This is a genomic window from Corallococcus sp. CA053C (assembly GCF_003611675.1).
GTDB lineage: Bacteria > Myxococcota > Myxococcia > Myxococcales > Myxococcaceae > Corallococcus.
The window spans coordinates 1-19,778 of sequence record NZ_RAWA01000160.1; the positions used below are offsets into that span (position 1 = coordinate 1).

At 70.8% G+C, this 19,778-nt stretch carries 6 protein-coding genes and 1 pseudogene; all 7 read right to left on the reverse strand.

All coding sequences use genetic code 11. The annotated features are described in order from the left end of the window. Positions 1-1,335 (reverse strand): transglycosylase domain-containing protein (locus tag D7V97_RS21300; RefSeq protein ID WP_199728888.1); only part of this gene is annotated, 1,335 nt, incomplete at its 3' end. Then, entirely contained in the window at positions 1,335-7,253 is a 5,919-nt protein-coding gene (locus D7V97_RS21305) for an Ig-like domain-containing alpha-2-macroglobulin family protein (protein ID WP_120612492.1), read from the reverse strand. The genes D7V97_RS21305 and D7V97_RS21300, both read right to left, overlap by 1 nt. A gap of 103 nt (positions 7,254-7,356) precedes the next feature. Then, positions 7,357-7,569: a hypothetical protein gene (locus D7V97_RS21310; RefSeq protein ID WP_120612493.1), complete on the reverse strand. Its 213-nt coding sequence runs from the start codon at positions 7,567-7,569 to the stop codon at positions 7,357-7,359. 106 nt (positions 7,570-7,675) lie between these two features. Beyond that, positions 7,676-8,143 (reverse strand): hypothetical protein, encoded by a 468-nt coding sequence (locus D7V97_RS21315; RefSeq protein ID WP_147444911.1) that lies wholly within the window; start codon positions 8,141-8,143, stop codon positions 7,676-7,678. A 1-nt stretch (position 8,144) separates the two neighbouring features. Continuing rightward, positions 8,145-13,778, reverse strand: coding sequence for an N-acetylmuramoyl-L-alanine amidase (locus D7V97_RS21320; RefSeq protein ID WP_120612495.1), 5,634 nt, complete (start codon positions 13,776-13,778; stop codon positions 8,145-8,147). A 141-nt stretch (positions 13,779-13,919) separates the two neighbouring features. Beyond that, positions 13,920-18,947, reverse strand: coding sequence for a PA14 domain-containing protein (locus D7V97_RS21325; protein ID WP_120612496.1), 5,028 nt, complete (start codon positions 18,945-18,947; stop codon positions 13,920-13,922). A gap of 231 nt (positions 18,948-19,178) precedes the next feature. Continuing rightward, positions 19,179-19,778 (reverse strand): annotated as a pseudogene (locus tag D7V97_RS21330) (hypothetical protein); the annotation flags it as partial.

Below are 19,778 nucleotides of genomic sequence, written 5' to 3' on the forward strand. Positions count from 1 at the left end.
GTAGTGCGACGCGCTCTCCTTGAGGCTCTCGAAGCCCGCCTCGCGCAGCACGCGCAGCACCTGATCCGGCCCCAGCGCGTCCGCCACGCGCACCGCCGGGATGTTGTAGCTGGACGCCAGCGCCGCGCGCAGCCGCACCGGCCCGTGCACGCGCCGGTCATAGTTCTTGGGCACGTACGCGCCCCCCGGCGTCGCCAGGTGCACCTCCACGTCCGCGAGCACGCTGGAGGGCGTGAACCCCTTGCTCAGCGCGAGCCCGTACGCGAACGGCTTCAGCGCGGACCCCGGCTGGCGGAGTGAACGCACGCCGTCGTTCTGCCCGCCCTTCGACTCGTCGAGGAAGTCCGAAGAACCCACGTACGCGAGCACCTCGCCCGTCGCGTTGTCCAGGACGATGGCCGCCGCCTCCCCCACCCCTCGGTCCTCCAGTCCCCGCAGCTCCTCCACCATCGCCTTCTCCACCGCGGACTGGAGCGCGGGGTCGATGGTCGTCTCGATGCGCGTCGCGCGATCCAACCCCAGCGCCGGCAGTCGCTGGAGCAGCGCCGTCGTCAGGTGCGGCACCTCGAAGCTCCGCTCGGGCGGCACCAGGTCCAGCGGCGTCTCCGCCGCCAGCCGGGCCTCTTCTGGCGTGAGGAAGCCCTCCTCCACCATGCGCGCCAGCACGCCTCGCATCCCCAGCAGCGCCGCGTCCGGCCGCCGGTACGGGTCGCGCCGCGCGGGCGAGCGGGCCATCCCCGCGAGCAGCGCCGCCTGTCCCGCCGACAGCCGGTCCGCCGACCGCCCGAAGTAGCCCCGCGCCGCCGCCTCCACCCCGAAGGTGGAGTTCCCCAGCGGCACCCGGTCCAGGTACTCCAGCAGCACCTGCTCCTTGGACAGGTGCGCCGTCAGCCGGAGCGCCCACAGCGCCTCGCCGGCCTTGCCCCACCACGAGCGCTCGCGCGGCACCAGCCTGCGTGCCAGCTGCTGCGGAATCGTGGACGCACCGGACACGATGCGTCCCGCCTTCACGTTGTCGCGCGCCGCCCGCGCCACCGCCACCACGTCCACGCCCGGATGCCGCGTGAACCGCTGATCCTCCGCGGCGATGAAGGCCGCGCGCACCAGCGGGGGGATGCCTGCCCCCGCCAGCCCCACACTGCGTCCGTCCTCGCGGGAGAGCACCTCGCGCAGGGCATGGCCCGTGCGGTCGGTGATCACCAGCGAGGACAGCGCCTCGCGGGACAGCAACGTCCCGGGCAGGGGCATCGCGATGAAGCCCGCGCACCCCAACCCGATCAGCGCCGCGGCCACCGCCACGGCGCGCGCCATCCCCCGAAGCGTGAAGCGCTTCATCACTTCGAAGCGACCTCTTCCGGCATCACCACCGGGAAGCGTCCACCCTCGGAGCGTCCGAAGACCTCCGGCGTGTACATCTCCTCCGCGTGCGCCGGCTTGAGCACGAAGTCACCCGGCGTCGTGGCCCGGGCGACGAAGCTCGTCACGTGCACGCCCGGCGGCAGCTCGTCGGCGAAGAAGATGACCCGGTCATCCCGCATCTCCGTGTGGTTGAACGGAGACCAGAAGCGCGTCGCCCAGGGGTTGTTCCCCTCCCCGTCCGTCTCCGACAGGTCCTCTTCGCTCTCGTACTCGTAGCCCTCGCCGGGGCCCTCCTCCTCGCCGGAGCCCACCGGCCCGGGCAGGCGCGCGGTGCTCGCGAGCGACGTGTCCACCGCCTCCAGGCCCGCGGGCAGCGGCACGTCCACGACGACGAAGTTGCGGCGCATCGACGTCGCCACGCGCACCCGCACGCGGACCAGCTCGCCCGCGCGCGCGGCCTTCGCCTGACCGCCGCCGTTGTACGGCTCGAACCAGCGCTGGACGATGAGGCCCCGGTCCATCGCGTCCAGCGGCATCGCGGCCGGCGCGTAGCGCAGGAGCGCCCCGTAGTAGAGGTTGCCCGTGCCGTTGACGGCGAAGGTCAAGGGCTGCGCCTTGTCCGCCGTGCCCAGCTTCTCCACCGGCACCTGCACCGTCTTCACGCCCAGGTCTCGGCCCCGGAAGTCGGCGGACGCAATCACCTGTCCGCCCAGCTTCACCACCGCCTCGTACGCCGGCACGTCCTTCTCCTTGCGGCGCACCACCTCCGAGAGCGCCATCAGCGTGAAGGCCGCCTCCTGGGTGTTGCGGAAGCGCCCGTCCCCTTCGCGCGAGGACGCCAGGTAGCGGCTCATCTTCGCCACGTAGGGGTGGTCCGGCGTCACGCTCACCAGCGTCTGGAGCACCAGCGCCGTGGTGCGCGTGTCGGACGACCAGAGGGGCGCGTACGTCTTCGCGTCCGTCTCCTGGAAGTGCACGCCCGCCGCGGACTCCTGCGCCTTGTTCAGCAGCTCCTGGAGCAGCTTCTGGCCCTGCTCCCGGTTGCCCTTCCCCACGAAGATGGCGTCCGCCAGCATCGCCTGGGCGAAGAGCGGCAGCTCCGCCCGCTTCTCGAACAGCTCGTTGTAGTACGACGGCCGGGGAGAGCCCGTGCGCGCCAGCGTGTAGAGCGCGAAGACCCGCGTCTCCGGCCCCGCGTTGAGGCAGTCCCCACCGCACCGGTTGCACACGCCCGACGCCACCTTGTCCGCCAGGAACTTCTTCGCCTTCGCCAGCCCCTCGGCGTTCACCGGGTAGCCGACCTCCTTCGCCCGCGCCAACGCCAGCGTCGCGTACGCGGAGGCATACGGCGACGTGCAGTCGCTGGACGCCCAGAAGCGGAAGCCGCCATCGTGGTTCTGGAGCGCTTCGATCTTGCGCACCGTCGCCGTCACCACCGCGTCCGGATCCAGCGTGCCCTGCGTCTTCAGCGCGTCCTCGCTGAGGAAGCCCCGGACGAACGCCTGCTTCTGCTCCTCCGAACCGCCCGTCCACGCCACGCCGAACTTGCCCGACAGCTCGCGCAGCGCGACGAACGGCACCAGCCGCGACGACATCTGCTCCAGGCACCCGTAGGGGTAGTCCACCAGCTGGTTCATCGACTCCTCGAAGCCGCCCATCACCGTGGACGACATCGTCACCGTGAGGCCGCCCACGCCGGGCCGCACGCCGCCCGGCGGCTTGAGCCCCTCCGTCCGCTCGCTGGTGGTGTCGCCGTACGTGGCCACCGCCTCCAGGCCGACAGGGAGCTGCACGGGGATCTTCTGCTCCACCCCGTCCGTCTCCCCGCCGCCTGTCACGGAGAAGCGCAGCACCGCGGTGCCCGGCTGCTCGGCCACGAAGGTGAAGCGCACCTCGCGGGCCTTGCCGTCCACCAGCGACACCGTCTTCTCCGACGGCCCCTCCACCCGCACGCCCGTGAGCTGCGCGGTGACCTTCGCCTCCTTGATGGCCGGGTTCGTGGTGTGGATGACCACACCCGCCTCCGCCTTGTCGCCCACGCGCACCAGCCGGGGCAGCGCCGGCAACGCCAGCAGCGGCTTGGACACCTGCACCTTGCTCTCACCCACGCCGAAGCGGTCCGCGTCCGTCACCGCCACGGCCATGATGCGGAACGTGGTGAGGTTGTCGGGCAGCGTGAACTCCACCTTCGCCTGCCCCTGGTCGTCCGTCTCCACCGACTGGAACACCGCCGTCGTCTTGAAGTTGGACCGGAAGCCGGAGCCCGTCGTGTCCGAACCGCCGGAGCCGCCCGGCTTCGAGCCCTTCTCCCCGTACAGCTTGCGCAGCACCAGGTGGATGAGCGGCTCGCCAATGCGCACCGACAGGCCGCGCGGCTGGAAGAGTGCCTCCACCGGATCCGGCGCCTGGTAGCCCGTCAGGCGCAGCACGCCCTCGTCCACGGCCCAGAGCGTCACCTCCGACTTCGCGCCCTTGCCCGCCGCGTCCTTCACCGCGACGTTCACCGTCACCTTGTCGCGCGGGCGCTTGTCCTGCGCATCCGGCGTCAGCGACACCGACAGGCGCTTCTGCTTCTTCTCCACCTTCAGCTCCGTGTAGCCCACGCGCACGGCGGGACGGCCCGGGTCGTCCCCGGACTCGATGCCCTTGGACGCCTCCACGCGGCCGCGCACCAGCACCACGCCCACGAAGACGTTGGGGATGGCCCCCTCGCCCAGCGGGATGTCCAGCGCCGTGGCGCTGCCCTTGAGCTTCACGCGACGCACGCTGAGCACGCCCTCGCGCTCCACCGTGACGAGCGCGTCCGCCTGCGGGTACGGGCTCTTCACCAAAATCTTCGCGGTGTCGCCCACGTCATAGAGCTGCTTGTCCGCCACCAGGTCGATGCGGTCCGTGTCGTTGCGCTGCCACGACACCCAGCCGGAGCCGGTGACGTAGAGCGAGTCGCGCGTCGTCGCCTTGCGGCCCTTCGCGTCCGTGGCCACCGCCTCCAGCACGTAGAGGCCGGGCTCGCCGGGCGTGAAGCGGCACGCCTGCGGGGTGGCGGCGCTCTTCACCGAGCACTTCGACACCTCCGTCTCCACCGGCTCCGTGATGGTGAACCACTGGCCGCCCTCGCCCTTCTTGCGGATGGACTTCCACTCGCGGCGCTTGACGTTCACGTCCACCGCGATGCCCTCCTGCCGCGCGCCCGCGGGCGTCACCGCCACCACCTCCAGGCCCACTTCCTTGCCGGCTTCCGCGAAGCCGGTGGAGAGCAGGCGCAGGCCCGCGTACACGTCCGCGGGGTGGACGATGATCAGGTTGCGGTTGGCGATGCGCTGGCGGTTGACGTCCTCCACCTCCGCCTCCAGCGTGTACTCCCACGTCTTGCCGCCCGGCGTCTCCGCGGTGCCCAGCGCCAGCGCCAGCTGCCCCGCGGCGTCCGTGCGCCCCTCGCCCGTGGCGAAGGTCTCGCTGCTGTGCTCCGGCTGCTCGTCGTCCCACCACCAGGTGTTCACGCCGAAGGTGAACGCCTCGTTGCCCGGCGGCGTGAAGAAGGAGCTGGCCCGGCCCACGCTCCAGCGCACCTGCGCGTTGCCCATGGCCCCGCCGAACAGGTAGCGCGCATCCACGCGCGCGGAGAGCGCCTCGCCCGCCGGCACGTGCTGCTTCGGCACCGCCACGTCCACGCGGAACTGCGGCGCGCGGTACTCCTCCACGCGGAAGTTGCCGCTGTAGCTCAGCGTCTGGCCTTCGATCTTCAGGCTCGCGGACACGTCATACGAGCCCAGCGGCATGTCCTTGCCCAGCTTCATGTCCGAGCGGAAGGTGCCGTACTTCGTGATGACGGCGTCGCCCTCGAAGACCTTCTCGCCGCGCGAGCTGGTCACCGTCACGCGGGCCTTCGCTCCGGCGGGCGGCGACTTGAGCACGCCCATGCGGCGGTAGCGCGTCACGCCCTTGAACATCACGTCATCGCCGGGGCGGTAGATGCCGCGGTCGGCGAACACGAAGCCCAGGCTGTCCGGGCTGCGCCCCTCCCACGCGCTCATCAGCGAGAACGCGCCGGGATACATGCCGCCGCCCCAGGTGGACAGCGTCACGCCGATGTCGGTGTCCTTCTGCGCGGACACCATGGCCCACGGCGTGTTCCAGGGGGACTCCTGCTTCATGACGATGAGCTCCGACAGGCCCGGCACCTTCGCGAGCCCGTTGGCGTCCGTCGTCCCCGTCCAGTGCTCCGTGCCCGCCTTGTCCCAGACGGTGAGCTTCGCGTCCGGCACCGGCGCACCCGTCTGCAGCGACGTCACCCACACCACGCTGGAGGTCGCGCCCAGCTTCGCGTGCACCGCCAGATCCGTCACCTGCCCCACGATGCGGCGCGGGGACTTGTCCTTGAGCGAGGGCGCGTTCAGCCGCGCGAGGAACAGGCCCGTCTTCGCGCCGTTGAAGGCCGGACGCAGCTCGAACGGCACGGTGCGCTCCACGTTGCGCGCGGCCTTCGTGTCCAGCGTCGTGCGCACCGGCTCGGTGGTGGGCCACGACTCGGGGCGGGTGTCCGTGCCCAGGAAGCGCGCCAGCTCCGCGGGGGACAGCGCCCACACCTCCGCCTGCACCTCCGGGACGTTGGTCACCACCAGGGGCAGCGAGCCGTCACCGGAGGCCTCCAGCAGCGCCTCCGTGGAGCCGGAGTCGAACGAGGGCTCCACGTCGCTGAGCTTCGCCTCGTCCTGGAAGGCGGGGCCCGTCTGGCCGAAGACGTCCTTGTAGCCCGCGGCGACCTTCACCTTGTACGTGGTGCCGGGGCGGAAGCGGCCGGGCACCGACACGTAGGGGAACTTCTGCTCGCCGCCGGGCCAGGGCATCCGGGTCTGCATCCGGTCCCAGTCAATCTGCGCGGGCGGATCCAGCGTCACCTTGCCCTTCAGCGACGCCACGTCCACCTCGTTGGACGTGTAGAGGATCAACGGGCCGTAGGGGCACTCCGAGTTGCCATAGTCGAACGAGCACGCGGCCGCCGACTCCATCTTGAGCGCGCCGTAGGTGGAGTAAGGGTGGCGCACCGCCTCCTCCAGGGGCAGCGGGCCTTCCACGCCCGTCAGCGCCGCGTCCACCACCAGGGAGAACGCCGTGCCGGGGGCCAGCTTCTGCGCGGGCTTCAGCTCGTACTTCACGCGCCGGTCCTCCGACCTGCGCTCCGGGCCGCTGCCCACCTCCACCGCCTTGAGGTCCGCGAGCGCGGTCTCCTTCACCAGCGTGAGCGGCACCGGCGCACCGGATGCCAGTTCCAGGCGCGCGTGCTGCGGCAGGTCCTTCACCTTCTGGTTGAACACCAGCGTGAAGACCGGCTCCGGCTGCACCCAGTGGAAGTCCGGCTCCGGCTGCACGGCCTGGAGGAGCGGGCGCGTGGTCTCGAACTCGAAGGTGAAGGGCGCCTCCAGCGCGGAGCCGTCCATGGCCTTGAGGCCCGCGGGCACCGTCACCGTGTACTTCGTCGCCAGCCGCACGCCGTCCGCGGGCACGAACTCCACGCTCGCCGACCCCAGCCAGCGCCACTCGCCCTTCAGCGGCGGTTCAATCTTCGCGGGCGCCGCCAGTCCGCGCTCCTGGGCCACCGTGCCCAGGGCGATCATCGGCCGGGTGAAGGTGATGGTCGGCCGGACGTTGCCGTGGGCCTTGCCCTGCGGCCGCGCGGCCACGACGGTCAGGGGTCCCTGGGCCGCCGCCTCGGCGGGATCGATCTGGAGCGCGGGCGGCTCCGGCAGGGGCTCGACGGCGAGGCCGTTGTTCTTCGAGGACGAAGTCGGCGCGGTGCCGGTCTCCGGGGTGCCGCCCTTCGCGTCCTTGTCGCCGCGCGAACACGCGGATCCGACAACGAGGCAGACGAGGGCAAGCAAAGAGATTCTGCGCATGGTGGGGCTCACGGGGCTCCAGGGCGGGCACTCGTGAACTCCCCCCCGGAAAAATGACGCGAGCACCGTACCACGGGGCCCCCTGCCCCGATGTCACCTTGCGTCACTCCAGGCGGCGCGGATCCGCTCCTTGGATTCCAAACCTCCGAGAGCCCTGCCCCGGGACGGGCACGCGGCGCTGACGCGGCCAGCCCTCCAGACGCGGGGGGCCGTTCGCGAGCACGGAGCGCGGCGCGAAGACTTCCGCCAGCGCGACGACGAAGCCGCCCAGCAGCTTGCGGAGGTGGGACTTGGGACGGTGACGGGACAGGGCCATGGGTTGCCTCCGTTCAGGACGGAAGGCACCAACATGGAAGGGGGGCCGCTCCCCGGCCATCGCACCGGTGAGCAGCCCCCTTTGCTTCAGCGGACAGTGCCGCGGCCTACTTCTCGTGGCTCACGAGGATCTTCTCCATCCGTGTCGCGCAGGCGCCCTCACAGACGAGGTACGTGGTGGGCTTGCCCTCCTCGTAGATGTGGGCCGTGAACAGCGCGGAGATCTCGAAGCCCACCACCTTGCGGGGCTTCTTGCCCGACACCAGGGTCCCGCGCACGACGCAGGGGAGCCAGTCGAACGCATCGTGCACCTGGGCTTCGGGCAGCACCTTCGCGGAGCGCAGGTAGATGAGGGTCTCCTCCGCGGAGAGTGTGAAGTCCCCGCAGTGCTCCTTCATGTAGTTGTCCTCCTGGCCCTTCTGCATCCCCGCTTCGACGTGTTCGATCCGCGCGTCGGCGGGCACGCTCCACGTCGGAGCCGGAGTCGGAGTCGCACCCAGCGCCAGGGGAGCCGTCAGCGCGAGCAGCACCCCGCCCGCCCGCCAGCCACTGCTTCGTCGGTCATGGCTTTCCATGTCAGTACCCGAACCCCGTCCCCTCGCTGCGGGGATCATCTTTGTAACACATGACACCATGGGCAATCACGTCCGCGTTGGTGAGCGTGTATTGCGTTTGCAACGCGGTCACCAGGGCCGTCACCGCGTCGATCTGCGCCTGGGAAGGCGCTTCGAAGGCCCCCTTCGCGTCCTTCACGCCCACCACTTCAATGCCAATGCTCTCGGCGTTGAGGGGGTAGCGGGCCGGGTAGCTCTTGGTGGTGAGCTCGTAGTCGTGGACCAGCTCCGTCTTCTTCGAGTACCCGACGCCCTTCGTCTCCCAGAGCTTCTTGAGGGCCGCCTTCTCGGTGGCCGAGCAGTTGGCCTCCTGTTCGCACCGCGCGCGCATCTCGCCGACGTGGTGCGCCGTCTGGTCCAGCTTCATCGTCTGGGTGATCTTGCCGTTCTCATCCACGAGGAAGTGCGCCCCCATCCCCTTGCGCTCCCCCTTCAGGTAGCCGCCCAGGGCACCGACGCCCGTGGAGCCGGCGGTGCGGTGCAACACGATGGCGTTCGTCGAGGTCCGCGCGCCGTGCTCCAGCGACTTGAAGCGCTGCATCTCCACGGTGTAGCCGGTGACCGTCACCTCGGGCACCTCCGGCGCGGCGGGCGCTGCCGCCGCGGCGGCCGCCTTCGCCTTGTAGCCGCTCGGGTCCACGTAGCGCGTGGGCGCGTTGAGGGCGTACGCGTAGAGGTTGCACTCCACCGGGCTGTCCACGCACCGCGCCGGCTCTTGCAGGAAGAGTGGGTCCGGCGTGAGGAAGCGGTTGATGTCCGGGTCGTAGTCTCGCGCGCCCATGCGCACGAGCCCCAGGTCCGCGTCGAAGCCCTTCTCCACGAAGTCCAGCACGGCGGAGCTGACCGGACGGTGCGCGCGGGCACCGAACGGCGACGCGAGCAGCAGCTGCCCCACGCCATCCGTCATCACCGTGCCCCGGCTGTCCGCGCCCACCATCTGGAAGACACCTTCGTGGATCAGTCCCACCACCTGGCCCGCGAAGCGGAACGGCCGCGTCAGCCCGTTCGCATCCAGCACCCCGCCGCCCTCCAGGTACGCAGTCAGCGGCGTCGTGCCCTCCAGCTTGAGCAGCCGCTGTCCCGCCTCGTCGTAGAGGAAGCGCCACGCCCGGGTGCCCCGGACGACGCGCGACACCTGCCCGTGGGGGCCGTACTCGAAGATCAGGTCGTTCTTCGACACCGTGCGGCCCTGGTCGTCGAACGTGTACGTCACCGCGCCCGACGTCAGCGTGTTGCCCTGCGTGGTGATCGTGCGCCGCACGCCATCCTCTTCGATGACCGTCGGCAGGCCACTGGCGTCGAAGCCGTAGCCATAGGCGTGCGCGGCGTCCGTGGAGCTCACGAGGAAGCCCTTGGGCGAATAGGCATACTGGCGATACAGCGACACCCCGCCCGCGGCGTAGGTCTCCGAGGCCACATTGCCCCGGGAGTCCATCCGCTGCCCCACGGACGCGGTCCATCCCGGGCCCTGCTGCTTCTTGGACAGCCGCCGCCGCGTGAGCGGGTCGTAGCCCAGCGTCACCCGGCCACCGGTGGCGAAGTCCGCCGTCAGCGGCTGCCCGTCACCGTCGTAGCCGTAGAGGGCCAGCGAGGCGCCATCCAACAGCGTCTCCGACAAGCGCCCGTGCGTGTCCCAGCGCTGCTCCTGGGTGTGGAGCGACAGGAGCGCGCCCGTCACATCGCGCACGCTCGTCGTCTCCGTGACGGCGTCGCCGCCATCCGTGTAGCCGAACAGCGTCTCCACCGTGCGCCAGCCCGTGAGGGTCACCACCCGGCGCTTCACCTTGCCGTCCGCGCGGTACTCGAAGGTCTTCTGGAAGCCCTCGCCCGAGACGCCCGTGTGCTCACCCAGGTGGGTGCGCTGCGTGGGCTGCTGGGGCGTGGCGCCGTCGTAGTAGTGCTGGTAGCGCTGCGTCGCGCCGGTGGCCACGTCGGTGTGCAGCTCCTCCGTCTTGCGGCCCACGGCGTCGTACGTCCACGACTCGATGCGCCGCAGCGCCCCCGACGAGGTCAGGAACAGGCGGTCCTTGGGCAGGCCCGTGACCGTGTCATAGGTGTACTCCACTTTGGCGATGCCCTCGCGCAGCACACGGGTCACCCGGCCGTGCGCGTCCAACGACAGCCAGTGGTGCTTGCCATCCGGCAGCAGCACGCCGCGCACGCGGCCCAGCACGTCGTGGGTGTACTCGTAGCGCGCGCCCTCCTGATCCTGGAACACGCGCACGCGGTCCGAGGCATCCGTCCAGCTGGAGGTCAGATACTCGCCGTTCTCCCGCGTGTCCCGCCGCACGCCCCCGGCCTCCACCGTCAGGGTCGTCTGGTGCTGCTGGGTGACGCCCGTCTGCAGCAGCGAGGAGGCCTCCACCACGTGGCCGAAGGCCGCCCCCCGGCTCAAGCCGAGCGACGCGGTGCCCGCGAGCAGGTCGCCGTACGACACCTGCGTCGGCTGGAGCGTGGCCGGCGCCGTGGGGCGCTGGTACTTGCGCGTCTCCAACTGGGCCGGGTCGTAGGTCGTGACGCCCTGGAAGGTCCACCCTCCCGGGATGCGCTGCGCGGTGGCCACGGGCTCGCCATCCGCGGTGCTCCACTCGGCGAGCTTGCGGTGGGCGTTGCTGTACGCGTCCACCAGCGACTCCACCTCCACCAGCGCGGGCTTCAGCGCGGTGGCGTACTGGTAGGACAGGAGCATGGAGGGGTTCGTCTCCGTTGCGTGGCCCTGATCATCCCACTGGCGCGCCAGCCGCTCCTCGCCGTCGTAGCGGAAGGACTCCGAGTAGCTCGCCGTGCCCTGGCCGTAGCGCAGGGACCGCACGGCGTCGGTCAGCGACTCGCGGCCCGTCACCTCCACGGTGGTGCCATCCGGTGACGTCACCTTGCGCAGCAGCGTGCCGCCCGGCTCGAAGTCGAACCAGGACGTGCCCCGCCCCGGCACGGACACGTGCTCCACGGAGAAGTCCTGACGGTAGACGACCTCCTGGAGCGTCACCGCACCGGACGGCGCCACGCTCTCCAGCTTCTCCAACAGGCCCACCGCGTTGCGCGTGAGCCGGGACTCGTGGCGGAAGTCCAGCGTCGCGTCCGCGTGCTGGCCCGTCATCACCACGCCGCTGTCCAGGCAGTGCAGGTGGCCCGTGAGGCCGGAGGGATTCGCGCGGGTGTGCTCCGTCGTGAGCGTGCCGTTCACGGTGTGCAGCACGGTGCGCGAGGGGCAGAGCTCCGCCGCATAGGCCTGGTACTCCGTCCACTCCTCCACCTGGCGCGCGCCGGAGCGCCAGCCGCTGTGCTGCTCGCGCAGCCGCTTCCACGGCAGGCCGAAGGAGCTCGTCGCGTCGTACACGCGCGACTCGAAGCGCTCCACGCCCGGCGTGCGCGCGTCGGTGGACGTGCTGGAGACGAGCAGGCCCGTCTGCCGCGTGTCATGGGAGAAGGTGGAGCTTTCGGTGCCCACCGGCGTGGAGCGGGACACGTCCTCGAAGCCCAGCAGCGTCCGGCTCACCGGGTGGATGGCGGGCTTCGCGTAGTCGTAGGTGATGTGCTCCAGCGGGTGGCCGGAGGACGTGACATCCAGCGCGGAGAGCACGGCCTCGCGCTGGTAGGTGCCGACGGCGGGCGGGCTCCAGGCGTACTGGAAGGAGAGCCGCGTGCCCTTGCCGTCGTCCGCGGTGCGCATCAGCCCCGTGCCCGGCGCGTCCAGGGTGACGGAGTACGCCTGTCCCAGCCGCACGGTGGACAGCTGCGTGCCGCCCGTGCCGGTGAGGTCGCCCACCACCACCGGGCCAGGCAGACCGTCGAAGAAGTTACCCAGGGGGGCGCGCACCTCCGTGAACTCCTCGCCGGTGTTCACGAAGAAGAGCGCGTAGCCCTGCTGGTACAGCACCAGGTCCGACAGGCCGTCCTTGTTCAGGTCCACGAACGCGAGCTGGTAGTCCAACAGGCCGCTCAGCTCGCCGCCGTACCACAGGCGCACCGGCATGCCCTGCCCCGCGCCGTCGAACTGGTACTGGCCCTGGCCGTACCACACCACGAGGCCGCCCTCGTGCCGCGCGACGAGGTCCGACTGGCCATCGCCGTTGAGGTCCTGCACCCAACTGGTGTGCGGCGTGAAGTACGGCATCAGGCCGCCGCTCACCATCGGGCCGAACGCGGGCACCACGGGATGGGTGCTCACGTTGGGCAGCACGTCGTAGCCGCCCTCGTACACGCGCAGCAGGTCCGGCCGACGGTCCTTGTTCAGGTCCACGAGCCGCGTCTGCGGGCCCAGCTCCCAGTGGCCCGGGAGCGTCTGGCGCGTCACCAACTGCCCGGCGCGCGTGCACACCGTCAGCGCGGTGCTCTGGAAGGCGCCGTCCCCGAGCAGGTCCACCACCTGGTGCTCGTCCGAGTCCGGCCCGAACTGCACCAGGTGCCGGGGCTCGTTGTAGAGCGACTCCGGCGCGCGGCACTCGGGGATGGTGTTGGGTCCGGCCGGCGGCAGCTCCTCCACGCGGAACCCCGTGCCCTCCTGGACGAAGAGCGTGTTGCGCTGATGGTGCTCGATGTCCAACCGGCCGTCCGCGTCCACGTCCAGCAGCGACGCATGGTCGGGCTGGAAGGCGTCTCCGCCGAACGCGGCCACCACGCCATCCAGCACCGTCGCGGTCTGGAATTGCGCCGCCTGGAGCGTCTCGTTCACGCCCTGGTAGGTGTACTGCGTGGCGGGAGGCCGCGCCCCGGAGGCGTAGACCTGCTGCACCTGCGTGAGACGGAAGGCCGGCCCCAGGTCATCGTCCTGGTAGCCCAGCGTGTAGCGCCAGCGCTCGGCCAGGGTGCCGGTGCCGGGGACTTGCACGCGCAGCACCACGTCCTGGACGCGCCGGTCCAGCTTCAGCGGCGCGCCGCTGCGGTAGTCCACGAACGGCGTGGTGAGCGCGGCGTACGTCCACGACACCTCGTAGTGGAAGTCCTCGCCCCGGCCGCCGTAGCGCACGCGCTCCAGGAAGGGACGGCCGGACGGGTTCACCGCCCACGTCAGGCGCGCGCCCTGGCCGGTGGCGTCACGCGCCTCCTCCAGGAACCAGGAGTGGGTGCCGCGCGGCGTGTCCACCCGCACCTGGGCGCCGAAGGTCCACCGGCCGCCGTCCGGCAGGTACGCCACCAGCGACGTGCCCACCTCCACCAGCCGCACGGCGGACGTCACGTCCGCGGAGTGCCACGCGCCATCCGTGCCCTTCACCATGCGCCCCCAGGGGCCGGTGAGATCATCGGTGGCGTAGTCCAGCTCTCCGCGCGCCCGCGTGCGCTGGATGGACAGGGTGGTGCTCCAGCCCATGCCCCACTCGTTCAGGCCCCCGTCGGGCGAGTACGTGGGAAAGGGCTGCACGAGCAGCGGGCCCCGGTCCTGCGGCACCTGGAAGGGCGACGGCAGGCTGAAGCCTCCCCGGCTGACATCGGCCGGGCCAAAGGCGGTGTGGGCGTACTGCCCTACGAGAGAGCCCCGTTTCGGGGCGGCGAGCTCGGGTGTCTGCACGCGCGCGTCCGCGAAAGGCTCGGACTGGGCCAGGGCCCCGGGCGCGACAAGACACACCAAAGCCACGGACAGCTTCCGCAGCGGCGACATGAAGACTCCTGCTGACAATGAAGGGAGGAAAGCCGCGGTCCCGGCCCACCAGGGCGTCACGGACGGCGGAAACAACCGCGGGAGCGCCGGAACCGGCGCTCCCGCGAGACGGCGACTGAAGTGTCTGCTACCGCGCTGCGACTACTGGCAGATGAGCGGCTCCGGCATGGACGACACCGTGCGCCGGTCCACCTTGTAGACGAGCACCAGCTCCGAGGCCGCATCCAGCGGATGGATGGGATTGGTGCGCAGGCCCGTCACGTCGAACTTCACGGTGCTGAAGGGCGACAGTCCGTCTCCACCGGAGGCCTGGTCGTTGACGGGCTTGGCGAACTCGCCGAGCTCGAACGTGTTGACGGCGGCGGCGGACAGGCCGAAGTGGACGCGGTTCTGTCCCAGGCGCCAACGGGGGCCTTCCAGGAGATCATCCTCGATGAAGTAGGTCTTCGTGCCCTGGGGCCCGGTGAAGGTCAGCTCCTGTTCGAACGTGGAGGCCGCGCGCAACGGCTGACCGTTGAGCGTGGTGTTCTCCGCACCCGTCGAGCCCCCGGTGCGCACGAAGAACAGGCCCACGCGGTGCAGGATGGGCGTGCCCTCCGTGCACTGGAGCGCGCCGGAGAAGGCGCCGTCATCGACGTAGAAGTCAGACGGGACGACCTGCACGGAGAAGGCGGCCTTGGGGTTGGTCACGTCCATCAGCGAATCCCACAGCGCCTTGGAGCGCTCCGGGCTGGCCTTCAGCCACGGCGAGGTCGTGGCGGGGAAGCCCGGACGCGGGAAGCTCAGCGCCACCAGCGTGTAGCTGGGGTCCTTGTCCACGAAGCGCCCGTCCGCCAGCGCCCCGGTGACCGCCGACACGGCGGACAGCTCCAGGTCGGCCAGGTTCACGTAGGCCTGGGACCAGTCGGCACGCACCAGGTTGGAGATGGCCTGGTTCGTCTTCAGGCCGGAGAGGACGAACGGGTAGCGCAGGTCCAGCACCGGGTAGAGCGAGTCGGTGACGAGCGTGGCCAGGTTCTGCGTGCGCAGGCGCAGCTTCTCCCCGTCCAGGTTGCGCAGGCTCCACGCCGGCACCAGCCGCAGGATGCGGCCCTGCACCTGCGTCGCCTCCAGCGCGTTCGACAGCGCCTTCATCTCCATCGCCATCAGCTCCATCCGGCGCTCCACCGCGCGGATCTCCACCTTGCGCTCCAGCCGCGCCAGCTCCTTGGAGACGAACGTCTCGTAGAGCGACATCAGCGACGGCGGGAACTGGGTGAGGTCGCACACGCTGTTGCACGTGCCCGTCACGTTGCACTGCGTCTCCTGGCGGCAGGCCTCGTAGAGCGACGACGTGGCCGCCTGACGGCGGGCCAGCATGTCCTGGGACAGCACCCGGCCCTGGTTGACGAGCGACTCGGTGGCCGCGCGCATGTCGGTGATGACGCGCGCCATCGCGGGGGCCATCTGCCTCACCGCGCTGCCCGCGGGCACCAGCCGCTGCACATCCACGGTCAGCGAGTGGCTGGTGTCCGGGGTGCAGGACTGGGTGCCGAACGGCGTGAGCACGGAGGCCGCGTCATTGGCGACGAAGTACAGGTCCACGCCCGGATCCACCTGTCCGTCCGCCAGCCCCGCCTTGCGGCCGACGATGACCGACATATTGGGCTGCACCACCTGCACGTCGCGCAGCGTCTGGGTGCCCCTCTCCCGCTGAACCAGGAGCAGCGAGCCCGCGGGCAGCTTGGGGAACGGCGTGCCGTTCAGCCGCAGGCCGGTGTTGTACGTGGCGCTGACGCGCTGGTCCCCACCGGAGCTGGAGTCGCTGGAGGTGCGGATGCCCACCTCACCGGCGATGCAGGCCTCCACGGAGGCGTACGCGACGGCCTTGGCCACGAACATGAAGTCCCAGCTCACGCCGCTCTCCACCCGGACGCCCGCGCAAGCCCGGGCGGAGGCGGAGGCGCCCGCGTACTTGGACGTGGCGTTGGACTGCGCGGTGAAGGCGTTGTCGCTGAACTGCACGAGGAAGCCCTCGGGGCCGGTGAGGGCGCCGTTGACCTGCACGTTCGCGAGGGTGCCGTCCGCGTCCATGGGCTTGCGCAGCTGCGCGTGGGTCAGCACGCAGGTGGGGGCCCACTGGTTGCGCGCCGCCACGTTGATGATGTCGCCCGCGTTGGCGGCCACGGTCCAGGGCGCGCCGTTCTTCTGCACCGCGAAGGACGCGAGGTCGGTGGAGCCCGACCACGGGGAGAAGCGGGCCTCGGCGGCGGAGATGGACAGCGTGTCCACCGCGCCGCGGGTGATGGCCAGCTTCGCCAGGTCCGCCTGCTCGGAGTCGCTGGCGACCTTGAAGGCGCTGGCGAAGTCACCGAAGGCGGCCTCCTCCTGCGCGGCGTTGGCGCGCAGGCCCACGAGGTCCACGGCGAGCTGGTCGAACTCCGCGTAGCGCAGCTTGAGCTGGTCGAGGATGCTGCCCACCTGCTGCGTGTTGCCCAGCTCCGCCAGGCGCGCGTTCACGTAGTCCGTGCGGTACTGGAGGAACTCCGCCTTGGCCGTGGTCAGCTCCTGGGTCCGCTGGGTGATGCGGTCATCCAGCTGGCTGCGCTTGGTCTCCTGGATGCCGGCGCGCAGCGAGTTGCGCGCGCTGGGCAGGAAGCCGCCCGACTTGAGGTAGCTGGCCGTGCGCGTATCACCGTCCTGGATGGCGCGAACCAGCAGCAGCGCGGGAGGGGGAACCAGTGCCGGCGGCGTCGTCAGCAGCAGGGCCTTGTCGTAGGTCGTCGCGCCGAAGACCTCCGTGACCGCGGTGCGCAGGGCGCCGTGGTTCTGCCGTGCCTTCTCGAACAGCCCCCGCCAGGCGGCGCGCTCCGCGGGCGCGAGCGCCAGGTTGGACGCGCCCAGCACCGCGGCGTCGAGCGCCGTCTCGTCGGCCATCGTGCCCAGCAGGCGCCACAGCTCGCTCACCTCGGTGCGCACGGGCGAGGGGCCCGCGCAGCCCATGAAGCGGCAGCCCAGGTCGTGCAGCTGGCTGACGTCGGTGATGCGGTCATGCAGGCCCTTGAGGCCGTCGCCCATCAGCATCAGCAGGGGCGCGTTGCCCAGGGGCAGCGACGTGGAGCCGGACATCGGGGTGAGGGCCGCGGTGAGCAGCGCGCGGTCGGTGGCGAGCCCGGTGTTGAACGGGTCCGCGCTCAACAGCTGCGTGCCGTCATTGCTGAGCAGGCCGCCCGCGTACGCCGCCTTCCAGAAGTCGCTGTACGTCGCATCCAGGTCCTTGACGAGCGCCGGGGGCACCGCCGCGCCGCCGTGCACCGTGGTGCGCGCGAGCGTGTACCACTGGTTGAGGCGCGACAGGCGCTTCTGCAGGTCGTCCTGCTTGAGCTGCCCGAGGCTGTCACGCTGGAGCGCGACGACGTCCTTGCGCAGCAGCGCCTGGCTGATGTCGTACCAGGCCTGGGGATAGGACGAGGTGCCGGGGCACGACACGGCCGCGGCGCTGGTGGCCGCGTCCATGCAGCGCTGCCACACGGTAGCGACGCGGTCCGTCGGGACATGCGACTGGGCCATCCGGTGACACAGGGCGAGCGAGGCATCCACGCCGCTGGTGCCCGTGCACGTCTCCGAGGCGGCCGGGGGCGCCCAGGCGTTGCAGTTGGTGGAGGTGAGGTTGAGGTCGTCGAAGTACTCCGCGCGCAGGCCGTGCGCGGTGGCGGAGCCGGTCAGGAAGAGCTGGCTCGAGGGGATGACCACCAGCCCGGTGGCGCCCGGAGGCGTCCAGCGCAGGCGGGCCGAGGCGGCGTTGCCGTTCTCGAAGTACTCCATGCGCAGCGCATAGCGCTGGTCCGCCTGCAGGACGATGGAGCCCGAGTACGACGTCGCGGACTGGGGGAACCACTTGTCCACCAGCAGCGTGTCGTTGACCCAGAGGCGCACGCCGTCATCCGCGGTCGTCTCGAACACGTACGTCCCCGTCACGGGCGCCAGCACCTCTCCCGTCCAGCGCGCGGAGAACGTCTCCGGGGCGATGGCGTTGGAGGGCGAACCCAGGGCCCAGTCGAAGTCCACGGTGGCGTCCACGCGCGTCACCCGGTTGAAGTCCGGGTAGTCGCCGTAGCGCTGGAGGATGAAGTCCTGCTGCGGAGCGGTGAGCTGGTGGCCCTGCAGCTCGAAGAGGACCTTGAAGGCGTCCACCAGGGCGCGGCGCTGCACCGGCTGATCCACCGCCATCGCCGGCAGGGACGCCACGCGGTTCCACTGCGTCTGGAGCGCGTCGTACTTCGCCTGCGCGTTGGAGAAGGGGATGCCGTCCGCGGTGAGGCAGAGCGGCCGGTTGGGCAGCGCACCGTCCTGCCGGAAGTCCGCGACGGTCTGCGCGGGGTCCACCTGGAGGGGCGTCAGGCCGGGCTGCGAGTACTTCACGCCCTTGCCGGGAAGCCCGTCACAGGTGGCCGGGTTCGGCTCCGTGCCGAAGCTCGGGTCACGGCACGTGGAGTAGATGGGCGCGCCGTTGCAGGCCTGCGTGCCGCACATGGGGTCCGCGTTCGTGGTCCAGTTCAGGCCCACGTTGTCGATGACGATGGTGCACGCCTCGGTGAAGTTCGCCTCGGTGATGTACAGCGCGCTGGTGTTGGTGATGACGCGCGTCGTCCCGTACGTTCGCGCACCCGTCGTCACGCTGGCGATGCTCAGCGGCCGGCTGGCGAACTCCTTGCCCTCGTTGCGCAGGGTGATGATCAGGTCGCTGGCCACCGACTCGCACGACTTGCTGTACGTCGTCCGGTACGTCGTCTCGCAGGGCGGCTTCTCCGAGTAGTCGCACGCACGCGTCGTGCGATACACGCCGGCGCTGGTCCCGCCGTGCGTCTGCACCTGGAAGACGGTGGGATGGCTGCAGGTCTTGTTGCAGGTCGCGGGCTCGTAGCCGATGGGGCTTCCGCACGCGGCCGAGCTGCCCGTCTTGAAGCACAGGTCGCGGTACTCCCACGGCCCCGTGCACATCTGGTTCAGTCCGCTGCCCACCACGGGCTCGGACGTGGGACGGCAGGTGCTGCCATCCAGGGACTGCTCCTGGGAGGCCCCCAATGCCTCCACGGTGGGCCCGGGTTCCGGTTCCGGCTCGGGACCACAGGCCATCAGGCCGACGGTGGCCACCACGGCCCACCATGCGCTGCGTACGCGTTGTCTCATTGTCGTTCCCCCTCGAAGGGCAGACCCGTGCCCTGACGGTCGCGCGAGCGCGCGGCCGTTCGTGACAGGTCGTGTGCGGGTATCCGGACGCGCGACGTGACCTCGCGACCGCGGGATGCGGTGCGAGGTCCCCACCACGCCGTGGCGCGCCCGGAGACTCGGGGGAGATACGGATGGGCGATTTATTCCTGGTTGCGTGATTCGTGGGCCGTGCTTGGGGCCCGCCGGTTTTCAGCCGCCGCCGCCGTACAGCGCGCCGCCCGCGAGCCCCATCAGGAAGGCCACGGTGACGAGCAGCAACACCCAGCGGACGGGGACGCCCCGGCTGCGAGGCACCTGCTGTCCCACGGTGGCCCGGGTGGGCACGGACTCATCCGGCACGAGGATGCGGACCTGGATGGCCGAGGTGCGCAGGACCTCTTCCACGTCGGTGAGGAACTTGTCGTATTCCTCCGGGATGAGCTCCAGCGGGTTGCCGTGCTGGAACTCGTAGCGCTTCGCCACGGCCTCGTGGTTGCGCAGGGACGCCTGGCCCTTGGCCACGTCCACCCAGCCGGCGATGAGCGCGGGCGCGACGCCCTTGCGATCCACCAGCGAGATGGCCTGCCGGGCCTGCTTGCCACCGGCGGTGCTGGGGCCCTCGGGCTCCTCCACGCGCAGGATGCGGTGCGGGGAGCGGCCGTAGATCTTGTGCTGGAGCTCCGACTTGAGGCGCTCCGCGAGCAGCGCGGAGTGGGTGGCGAACATCGTGCGCAGCTCGGGAGTCTCCCCGGCCCGGCTCGCCGCCTGCGCGGACGGCAGCGGCGCGAGGATCATCTCCTCCTGCCGCCC